Here is an 8867-nt window from a genome sequence, read left to right as displayed (position 1 = left end):
TTGAAGTAGTACCGCAATGGACACGACTGAAACGTGGTGATCGCTGAAAAGCTGATGTAATCGCGATGGGACTTTGGTTGAAGCACGGCATTCGGCCCCACGGCTGGCGCGATCATCGGGTGCCTCCCGTACCCGCTGGTTGCGCCTTCAGTTCGTCGATCAACTGCGATGCCTGTTGGATGCCTAGATCCTCGACGGCACGAACGCCAAGTTTCTCCAGTTGCTGACCGAGATCCAGTCGTTCGCGATTGGCAATTGCCCGGATCGCCCGGATTTGTGACTGTGTCGCAGTGCGCCGATTCAAATGATGCGGGCTGTGATTGCCATTGGTCGCATGACCATCGGCATCTCCGTTAAATCGTGGTTCTCCACCGCGCCCGCTTCCATTTTGGGAGACTGATTGTTGGTTGATCAGTTCGGCTTCGACTGATGACTTAGCCATTCCGAATAGATGTCGGATCTGATGCCTGAGCCGATCGGGATCTCCTACAGCACCGGAATCCAATTCCAGTTCCAAATGCACACTCGCTCCGATCGAGCCGTAGTCGGGTAAGCCAATCTTCTTCGACAACCCGACGTTCAGTTTCAAAGGCATACTAGGTCGTCCTTTCTTGTCGCTGGAGGTGATGATGGACGGGCGATCGCTATTCGGAAAGCGGAAGCGATCGCAGTTTTGCGGCCAGCTGCTCGATTTCGTCAGCATTAAGCGGTTTGATGCCCCTCATCCCAACTCCTTTCAAGTAGGGCCTCGCGGATTGATTTCCACCTTGAGCGATTTCATCCTTCCAGAACATCAATGCGGCCAGAGTCGTGGCCAATTCACGCAACGTGATCATGTGATGCGCCCTGTTTCTATGGATTGGTGGATTCAAGACACATTCGCTGATGCATTAGTCAGCTCTCAATCGCTTGCACAGCACGTAGCGATTTCAAAGCGGACCGCATCAAGTTTGACTGGTGGAGCTGACGTGTCAGCCCCACCACCAGAGCGTTCGTCTTCGCCAGCACATCGCTTGGAGTTGCTCGTAGGGATTCGCCGTCTTCAATGAGCGATGCCAGCGTTGTCGTGTCCGACCGACGGCTTTCGGTTGCCGTCGAGTTCCAACGCTTGACGCAAATTTGAGTGAACACCTGCAACCCATTTGCGAGAAAGCTCAATCACAGCACCTCCCTTTTGACTTCTGGGTGTGACGGGTCTTTTGAGCCTGTTGGCCGGGGGCGCTGCCCCGCATCGCCTGGCAGAACTGGTCCATTACCCAAGCCAGACCGGCCCACGCGATGAGCGTAGGCCAGCCCAGAAGAAAGAATGCAACGAAGCAAATCACACCCCAGAACGCGACGTACCGGTGACTGGCTGACTCGAGTCGGTCCAACCGTTGGCGTCGCTCGTTGTGATCCGCCTCAGGCCACCTCCGCAAGCAAACTCGTCGTTCGGCATGAATCGTCAAAGTCGTGGGACAACTCCTGTTCGTCCCAGTCGATGAATTGCGGCGGACGTTGATCCACTTCCGGGTCAAAGTTGTCGTCGTGCAGATCGATGAGTGAAAAACCGCGGCGGCGGATGACCCGTAATTCTTCGCCAGTTGCGGTGGCCACGGCACAGTCCAGATCGCGTTGATTTCGGTTTAGTCGCGACATGTCATTCTCCATAGGAAAGGAAAACGACCGCCCCGGCGTGGGCGGTCGTGGAAAACACAACCGCCCGCAGATGCGAGGCGACGATTCAAAGCAGTGGGATCAACCGCCTGGGATTACCCAGTGGTTCCGCAACCATGTAACTTCAGCATCCAAAGCATCGGTCCGAGTATCGAAAGGACCCAAGATCGGACCTTCAACCGGTGACAGGTCGGCCGTCCATTGCCCGTTTGAAGTCGGTTCAACGTGCGAACCTCGTCGAATTGAAACTTGGCCGAAGGAACGCAGGTCGATCGATTCGTCATAAACACAACGGATGTCCCCGGTCAGTGCAATAACTAGATCCATCAGCCCTCCTGTTGTGGTCGTCGCAGTATGTTTCGGCGCGGACGATCGACCATTAGCCCATCGAGTCCTGATTGTACGCTCGACAGTTGAGTTCCCAACCGCTGACGGAGCGCAGCATTGTCGCGCAATTGCTGCGGTTCCACTCCCCTCATGACACGTTGGGCTCGCTGAACGAGTTCGTCGAGTTGATCGTTTGAGCGGACATTCAGCGAGCGAAACCGTTCGAAGAATTCCATCAGGTTGGTCACCGCTGTGTCTCGGAACACTTTGGGTTTGCCATCAGCATCGCCGCTCAACCGTTCACCGAGATGTTCGACGAGCTTCGATAATTCTTCGAGAAATGCTTGCTCGGCCAGTTGGACCGCTTCATCGAAACGTGCCTCCACCCGTTGGCATTCTTGTTCATACAACTGCGGATTGAGCTGCCGAAGGTAGTCCGGCGGTTCCACCGACGGGTATTCATGCTCGATCCCGAAGAGACCAATCAGTGTTGCTGGATAGTCCCCGGAATCGTAAAGATCCCCGAGTCGTCGCTGCGCGGCGATTCGAAGCTCGTCGTATTTGCGATCGAGTGTCTCGACAGCTTCGGTCAATTCTTCACGAAACGCGGACATCTGCCGATCAAAGTCGCTGATTGTTCGTTGAGAAATGAGGCGGATGCCGGGTTCGGGATAAGGCAATGACACCGCCCGCCAATAGCTCAGGCAGCGCCCCTTGATCGCCGTCACCGCCTTGAATGCCGGATGCGATGTGTCGAGCAGTTTCTTTCCTGCCGAAAGGTATTTCCCTTCAGCGCCGAACGAGTCGGCGGCTTGATTCTTCTGCTGGACCGTCAATGTCTTCCGAGTGCCAAGCCAAGTGAAACTCAACTTGATGGCTGCCATTGTGCCGCGTAGTCGTCCCGCAGCGGTTATACGGTCCGATGAATCAGTCGACGGTTCGTCGAGGAGTGAAGTCGCCATGTCGTTCCTTTCGAAATCAGAAATGAAAAAAGCCGTTCGACCCTGGCAGGAATCGAACGGCGATGATTTGTCAATGAGACTAGATTGAAGAGTCAGGGGGTGATCGTGGGGAGAGCGAAAGTGGTACCGCTGTACCGTTCTTGTAATACTGCTTGCATCAGTTCAATCTCGCGAAATTGCTGTTGCCTCTGTTCTTGGGCTCTCAATCCCTTTTTGATCCATTCGCGAATCGGGCCAGAGTCCATCTTCTCCAGAACGTCGGGATCGGCATGGACTGAGCCAAATAGTAGTTCAGTTAATGCCATCCGTTGATCAATTGTATCAGCGGGTTGTGCGAGCTTCTCCTTCTTCATGTACTCATCCAATTGATCTTTCAATTGAAGTAGCTCGTTCTCGATCACCAGATGGCGCGCCACCATCTGCACAAGATCTACATCCACATTAGCCGTCGACGCTCGTTTTGCGGCTTCAGCTTGTTGCTGCAACTGTTGAAACAATCGTTCGTAGAATTTCTCGGCAGGTTCCTGACCGGAAGGGAATTGAAATCGAACCAAATGCAGGTTGGCCACAGCAGCCTGCCAGTAAGTTAAAGTGGCTGAACGTTTAGCGACTGCCGGCAGCACGCTGTTCTTGGTGTACGGGACCATTTTAACATGGTCGTACTTACCATCGACACGAGCGTTTTGGTTGCCCCAGGGCGATGGATGCCGTGGCCCCCAACCGGCCAACGCCATCATCAGAAAGACGATCGGCAACGAGATACCCCCGAGTAGGCACCCCTTGAGTTCTTGCAGTGCCCCAACCGGCTCTGTTTTCGCTTGAGTGTCCGATCGAAAACGTAGCTCGATATTGTTCGCGACCCACCAAAAAGATAGAAATGTCGCCAAGCCTATCAAGAGGAACAAGCAAGTCGCGAAAGTTTCCCCAAAGGCGTTCCCTTCGCCTTTCCACCAAAGCATGACTGCCCTGCCGATTAGCAGGACGACGATGAGTAACACTCCGCCGGACAAGAGTGCAGCGGAGCTTAACCACGGGCGTACTGCTCGAAGCAAGCTATGCAACGGAATTGCGGGCTCTCTGTCCGGTTGTGACGCAGGCTCTGAGGTCATAGTGATGGCATCCGAGAAGGTAGTGTTGGGAACTGTTGGCCTGTCATCTGTTTGTCCATGACATAGGTGATTTATCCTCTGTCTGGGACACAACGAAATGTGAGGAGGCGTCTCCGTGAATTCCTATGAGGCACTGTTCGCCGCCGCCGGCGATACTCATCGGCATCACACCAAATGCTACTCATAGTCCGTGGAGTGCTACTCATTGTCAACATTCAATGGTTCGTATGGGAAAACGAGCCGACATCCTGGAGCGATTTGGACTGCGCGTCCGCGAGTTGCGGAAGGAGCAAGGCTATACCCAGGAGAGTTTCGCTGCGGCATGCCAACTCGACCGAACCTACATGGGTGGAATCGAGCGAGGAGAACGGAATGTGGCACTGCGGAACATCGAAGCAATCGCCAATGCTCTAGGAATCGCGCTATCCGAGTTAATGGAAGGGCTATGAGGCGAAGTTGGCTTACATGCCACTTCAGTTCATCGAGCTATCGCGATTGACCTTCCGTCGCGAACCCGATTTGCTAGTTGAAACCTGATAGATTCCGGGCTGTTGCGCCGACACGCAGCGACCGCTAGCCCATGCCCGGAGCCGTTCGATGTTCTCTGCTGCGGTCACGGCGACTGGAACGACATTTTGAGACGCCTGGCTCAGCGGCACATCCAACAGAGCCGACAACCGGCAACAAGCCTTGATCTCCGCGCCAGTCCAATTAGTGTCATCTGGAATTCGTTGAGTCCGATCAATTTCGAACCGCTCACGGTAGATCGCCCAGATTGCGTCTTTCTCCTCGCGCGTAGGCAGGTCGAGAAAGAAGATTCCGTCGAATCGCTCTGAACGCCCGAATTCCGGAGGCAACCGTGAAATGTCATTCGACGTACAAACGACGAAGACATCGGACTCATGGTCGTTCAGCCAACTCAGAAATGTCCCGAACATTCTTTGCGCGACGCCTGAATCACCGTTTCCATTGGCACCCGCAAAGGCTTTCTCCACTTCGTCGATCATGGCCACGCAGGGAGCCATTGCGTCGACGATCTTCAATGCCTGCCGCGTCCGTTCCTCACTTTGCCCGACGAGCGATCCCATGAGGCTACCGACGTCTAGGATCAAAACCGGCCGCCCGACTTCGTTCCCGAGACTTTTGCAAAACTGGCTTTTGCCGCAACCAGGCGGTGACAGCAGCAGGACTCCCTTCGGGCGCTTGTGGGGATTGCCACGATTCGGCTGCAACAATGCTCGTTTACAAAAGCCCTTGAGCGAAGCCAAACCGCCGAGACTGCTGAAATCTTCGCGTCCCCGGTGTAGTTCGAGCAGACCAGACTTCTTGAGCATCCCGGATTTCAGTTCCCAGACTGTTTCGCTCGTGATCCGGCCCTGCCTGACTAGCGATAAGCTGAAGGCGTTTTCGGCCTCCAGCCGAGTCAGCCCCACCGCTGCATCAAGGACGATTTCGAGTTCGTGGCCGTTCGGCAGTTCGGAAGTCTCTGTCGCGATACCACGGGCGATCTCTGCCAATTGTTCGCGATCGGGGAGTTCATGTTCGATCACCACAAACAGCTTTTCGAGTTCAACAGGCAATTGAACGACTGGAGCCAGGATCACCACGATCGTACGATTCTGCTTCCCGGCCAGGATCTGCTGCGACAAGGACTGCACAATTTCGGCGGATGACAGAAATCTGTGAAAATTCTCCAGAACCAGCAGCGCCGTTCCGTCGGGCGTCGCCAGCGAATTCACAGAACGGATTGCGGCCAATGGATCGCTTCCACTTTGATCGACGGGCGATCCACCAACACGCAGACCCCGGTCGATGTTCCAAGTGGCGAGTTGCCACCGTTCCCGCTGACAAAGCTGGGCGATGGCAGCCGTCGCTTCGTGTTGTTCGTGCGTTTCAATCCAGATGGCGGTGAAGCACGCGCGCACGTACTCCGCCAGGTGCTCAGTGAGCTCCATAGAGGTTTCCTTACGAGTGGTTGGCGTTGGGGAGAAAGGTTGGGAAGTCGTTTGCAGGTCCGCAATCACTACCATGCACAGACGACCGTAACGAGGTCAACTTGACCCGCATCCGCTTTAAGTTCAAAGTGTTGCCAAGTAGTGCGGATTTCGGCCGCTCTCATAGTCACGTTACTTTGAAGTTTCGACAAAACATGGATGTACGTTGGTCATGGTTCGACATCGACGAATCCTACTTTGAAACTAAGGCACCTTGGCTCAAAGAACCACGTAATGTGCACGGGTCAAGCGTCCGATTCTTTGAGTTGGCAGAAAAGCTCGTCTGGCTTTCGCGAGACGACTACGAGCTGTCGAGCCTCGCGTTTTTCCAAGCGGTCATCGGCCTCGAAAGAGCACTCCGTCTACATTTTCGGACGGAGTCAGAATCTGATGCTACCCTGGCGGCCCCTGGTGAAAGTCTAGCCTCCTTACTTGAACGAGCTACGTCAGAGGGAGTGGTCACGGATGCTGCATTTTCAGAGATTCGCCCGTTTTCGGATGGCATCAGAAGCCAGGCTGAAGGACCGGCTGGTACGCATTGCCGACTTCTATCGGTATTGGTGCCGAAGCTCCGGAACCAATTCATGCACGGCACGTACTTACTTGCCCCAGACTACCTCCATTTAGCCATTCAGATGAGAGAGATGGCAGACGTTTTGGTGACAAAGCGTCCGTGGTAAATCTTCGCGCGGTGCTTCGTTCCACACGACCCAAAAATGGCTCATGTCGTTTCCAAGCGAGTAATTTCGCGTTCGAGGCGGGAAATCTTCAGTTGCTGCTTTTCAACAGCATGAAAGGCACGTTTCAGTCGAGACATCCAGCGTGACAGATTCTGTTGCTCAGCCAGTAGCCGAATTCGGCGGACGGCAAACTTCCGTTGCCGCGCTGTGGCGTCGGTCGTCGCCTGGGGCGAACGAATCACCCGACGGCGAGGTGTCGTGGTCATTGGCTCTCCTTCATGTGCTGCTGTGAAGTCGCGGTCTGGTAGAACTCCGCCTTGAGCAGTTCATCAGTTTGTTGACCGAGCGCCTGCTCGATGAACTGGCTGGCCTGTCGGCAGTCGCTACCCACGAAGCCCTTCGTCTCGACACGAGTCTGGCCATTGGGAGCTACAATGATTTCGATCGTCTTGGTCAAGAGACACCTCCAACTTGAATGGTGAGTTTGATCGATCCGTCAGCGAGCGAATGTTCCGTGACCGTATGCCCCTTCCGCCTGGCCTCGATCCGGGCTTTTTCCACGGCATAACATTGAAGGAATCGGTCGAGATGCCTCTGGTCTCCCCATCGCCCACCATAGTTGTCGAAGGCGACCTTCGCGGTGGCGACGTCACAGACGACCGGATACTTCCAATCCGGCAACCGCACGGCCCATCCTACGGCTGAACTGCTGAACAGCTTCGTCTCGCCGAAAACCGCCTCCGGCAACGTCAACCGACCACAAGCCGCTCGAATGGCGGCCGGGTCACGAATCTCCGTCTGAATCTGCACAATGTGCGACACGATGTTGATCCTCCAATTTGGTGAAACGACGACGGGACCGACGATCGGTCCCGTTCGCCTGGCGTAAAACGAAATCGGCCTCCCAAAAGGCAGTCGAAACCGGTCTTCGCAAGGCCACCGTGCTTCTGGACCGACCGTCCAAAGCTATGCCATGGCATCAATTCATATGACGCACAAAACGCCTACATTTAGATCGCGACGGCCTGGAAGGGAGCCTTTGTGACCGTCAAAAAGCATGAGCTAGATGTTGGAATTTTCGACAAGCTCAATTCGTTCGCCAGCCTGTCCACCTTGGAAGGAAAAAGCCCGGACTCTGCAACCCGAATCGCGACATGGCGTCACCGTTGTCGATTACCTCGATCATTGAACTGTTGCCAACTCAAATCCGCGGCACAAAAATGCTGCTCACCAAATGTGTGGCGAAACGTACTGCTGCCTAAAAGGGTTTCCGATGGCGTCCCACTTTCGACAAGAGATATTGGACGGGATCCGAGCGGAGCTTTCCAAAGCCGCAGAATATGTCGAGTTCACTGTCGCTCAGGCAGAATGCACTGGCACCGTCTGGAAAGTGCTCGTCAATTTGGAGGAGGCGAACGGGTTTCGTTCGGGAGGTTTGGATGAATCCATGGAGGGATCAAGAGCCTGGTGGCAGGCATCACCCCAAAATGGCGGCGCGGAGGTTTTGTCGGTTATTCCAGAAAATGAGCAGATCAATTTGCGGTTCGCTACGTGTCGACCACCAACTGTTGGCGGCACAATTCGTATCTACCCTCCGCGCTACCTTGAGGCATTGCTCGATGCGTGGCTGGAGGACGAATGGGCCAAACGCTGCTTGGATCGCTATGAACGAGTCGAGCAAGGGAGGAATGCTTTCGATGAGTCGCGACAGCTGACGCCGCCACTGCTGCCGAGAACCAAGCTACGCGAGTGTCAATCAAACGCGTTTTCTCTCACTGGTTGGGATCATGGTTACCTCTGGGGCCCTCCTGGAACAGGGAAGACAACCACCCTTGGAGTATTGCTCGCTGCTTACATCGTCAAGAATCCGGATCACCGCGTTTTGCTTCTCTCTACAACCAACCATGCGGTTGACCAAGCGATCGTTTCCCTCGATACCGCCCTTGAGGAATGGGCTTCCAAGGATTCGAGGGCGTCCAAAGCACGGAAGGAGTGCGCTCGATTAGGAAGCCACTTTCTGGGAACCAACTACTCCAACCGTGAGCATCTCATCCCTGTCAAGGATGTCAGTTTGGTTCGACGCCTCGTAGAGCTTGAATCCCAAGCTCCCGAGAAAAGTGATGTCATTCCCTACGATCT

At 54.7% G+C, this 8867-nt stretch carries 12 protein-coding genes; 2 read left to right on the top strand and 10 right to left on the bottom strand.

Going from position 1 to position 8867, the window contains the following annotated elements:
- Positions 1-112 precede the first annotated feature (112 nt).
- The 6 genes from VGE80_RS12880 to VGE80_RS12855 form a co-directional block, all read right to left on the bottom strand.
- Entirely contained in the window at positions 113-595 is a 483-nt protein-coding gene (locus VGE80_RS12880) for a hypothetical protein (protein ID WP_440592959.1), read from the bottom strand.
- Between the two features lie 49 nt (positions 596-644).
- Entirely contained in the window at positions 645-836 is a 192-nt protein-coding gene (locus VGE80_RS12875) for a hypothetical protein (protein ID WP_440592958.1), read from the bottom strand.
- A gap of 565 nt (positions 837-1401) precedes the next feature.
- The gene (locus VGE80_RS12870; protein WP_440592957.1) at positions 1402-1638 is read right to left on the bottom strand and encodes a hypothetical protein; all 237 of its coding nucleotides are present in this window, start codon (positions 1636-1638) and stop codon (positions 1402-1404) included.
- A gap of 99 nt (positions 1639-1737) precedes the next feature.
- On the bottom strand, positions 1738-1983 hold the full coding sequence (locus tag VGE80_RS12865; protein WP_440592956.1) for a hypothetical protein: 246 nt from the start codon (positions 1981-1983) through the stop codon (positions 1738-1740).
- Positions 1983-2945 carry a hypothetical protein gene (locus VGE80_RS12860; protein ID WP_440592955.1) on the bottom strand — a complete coding sequence of 321 codons (963 nt, stop codon included), beginning with the start codon at positions 2943-2945 and terminating at the stop codon, positions 1983-1985. Before VGE80_RS12860 ends, VGE80_RS12865 begins: the two co-directional genes overlap by 1 nt.
- Before the next feature lie 92 nt (positions 2946-3037).
- Complete coding sequence (locus VGE80_RS12855) at positions 3038-3904, bottom strand: hypothetical protein (RefSeq protein ID WP_440592954.1); 867 nt, start codon at positions 3902-3904, stop codon at positions 3038-3040.
- A gap of 377 nt (positions 3905-4281) precedes the next feature.
- On the opposite strand from VGE80_RS12855, the gene VGE80_RS12850 reads away from it, so the two are divergent.
- On the top strand, positions 4282-4503 hold the full coding sequence (locus tag VGE80_RS12850; protein ID WP_440592953.1) for a helix-turn-helix domain-containing protein: 222 nt from the start codon (positions 4282-4284) through the stop codon (positions 4501-4503).
- A gap of 24 nt (positions 4504-4527) precedes the next feature.
- Here VGE80_RS12850 and VGE80_RS12845 read toward each other — a convergent pair whose 3' ends face one another.
- The 4 genes from VGE80_RS12845 to VGE80_RS12830 form a co-directional block, all read right to left on the bottom strand.
- On the bottom strand, positions 4528-6009 hold the full coding sequence (locus VGE80_RS12845) for an AAA family ATPase (protein ID WP_440592952.1): 1482 nt from the start codon (positions 6007-6009) through the stop codon (positions 4528-4530).
- Between the two features lie 760 nt (positions 6010-6769).
- Positions 6770-6994: a hypothetical protein gene (locus tag VGE80_RS12840; RefSeq protein WP_440592951.1), complete on the bottom strand. Its 225-nt coding sequence runs from the start codon at positions 6992-6994 to the stop codon at positions 6770-6772.
- A complete protein-coding gene (locus VGE80_RS12835) occupies positions 6991-7185 on the bottom strand; it encodes a DUF2997 domain-containing protein (protein WP_440592950.1) in 195 nt (64 codons plus the stop codon). The genes VGE80_RS12840 and VGE80_RS12835 overlap by 4 nt, the downstream gene beginning before the upstream one ends.
- Complete coding sequence (locus VGE80_RS12830) at positions 7182-7550, bottom strand: DUF1257 domain-containing protein (RefSeq protein WP_440592949.1); 369 nt, start codon at positions 7548-7550, stop codon at positions 7182-7184. The genes VGE80_RS12835 and VGE80_RS12830 overlap by 4 nt, the downstream gene beginning before the upstream one ends.
- 451 nt (positions 7551-8001) lie before the next feature.
- Between VGE80_RS12830 and VGE80_RS12825 the strand changes: the two genes are divergently transcribed.
- On the top strand, positions 8002-8867 hold an 866-nt coding region (locus VGE80_RS12825), incomplete at its 3' end, for an AAA domain-containing protein (RefSeq protein WP_440592948.1).

Origin of the sequence: Schlesneria sp. (assembly GCF_036405755.1) — a bacterium.
In the GTDB taxonomy this organism is placed as follows: domain Bacteria; phylum Planctomycetota; class Planctomycetia; order Planctomycetales; family Planctomycetaceae; genus Schlesneria; species Schlesneria sphaerica.
This window is presented reverse-complemented; position numbering and strand designations above follow the sequence as displayed.

Bases quoted from the DNA above. Each gene is read 5' to 3' on its own strand.
- VGE80_RS12845 (WP_440592952.1), bottom strand. From the start codon at position 6,009: ATGGAGCTCACTGAGCACCTGGCGGAGTACGTGCGCGCGTGCTTCACC.
- VGE80_RS12860 (WP_440592955.1), bottom strand. From the start codon at position 2,945: ATGGCGACTTCACTCCTCGACGAACCGTCGACTGATTCATCGGACCGT.
- VGE80_RS12880 (WP_440592959.1), bottom strand. From the start codon at position 595: ATGCCTTTGAAACTGAACGTCGGGTTGTCGAAGAAGATTGGCTTACCC.
- VGE80_RS12870 (WP_440592957.1), bottom strand. From the start codon at position 1,638: ATGTCGCGACTAAACCGAAATCAACGCGATCTGGACTGTGCCGTGGCC.
- VGE80_RS12875 (WP_440592958.1), bottom strand. From the start codon at position 836: ATGATCACGTTGCGTGAATTGGCCACGACTCTGGCCGCATTGATGTTC.
- VGE80_RS12840 (WP_440592951.1), bottom strand. From the start codon at position 6,994: ATGACCACGACACCTCGCCGTCGGGTGATTCGTTCGCCCCAGGCGACG.
- VGE80_RS12865 (WP_440592956.1), bottom strand. From the start codon at position 1,983: ATGGATCTAGTTATTGCACTGACCGGGGACATCCGTTGTGTTTATGAC.
- VGE80_RS12855 (WP_440592954.1), bottom strand. From the start codon at position 3,904: ATGCTTTGGTGGAAAGGCGAAGGGAACGCCTTTGGGGAAACTTTCGCG.
- VGE80_RS12850 (WP_440592953.1), top strand. From the start codon at position 4,282: ATGGGAAAACGAGCCGACATCCTGGAGCGATTTGGACTGCGCGTCCGC.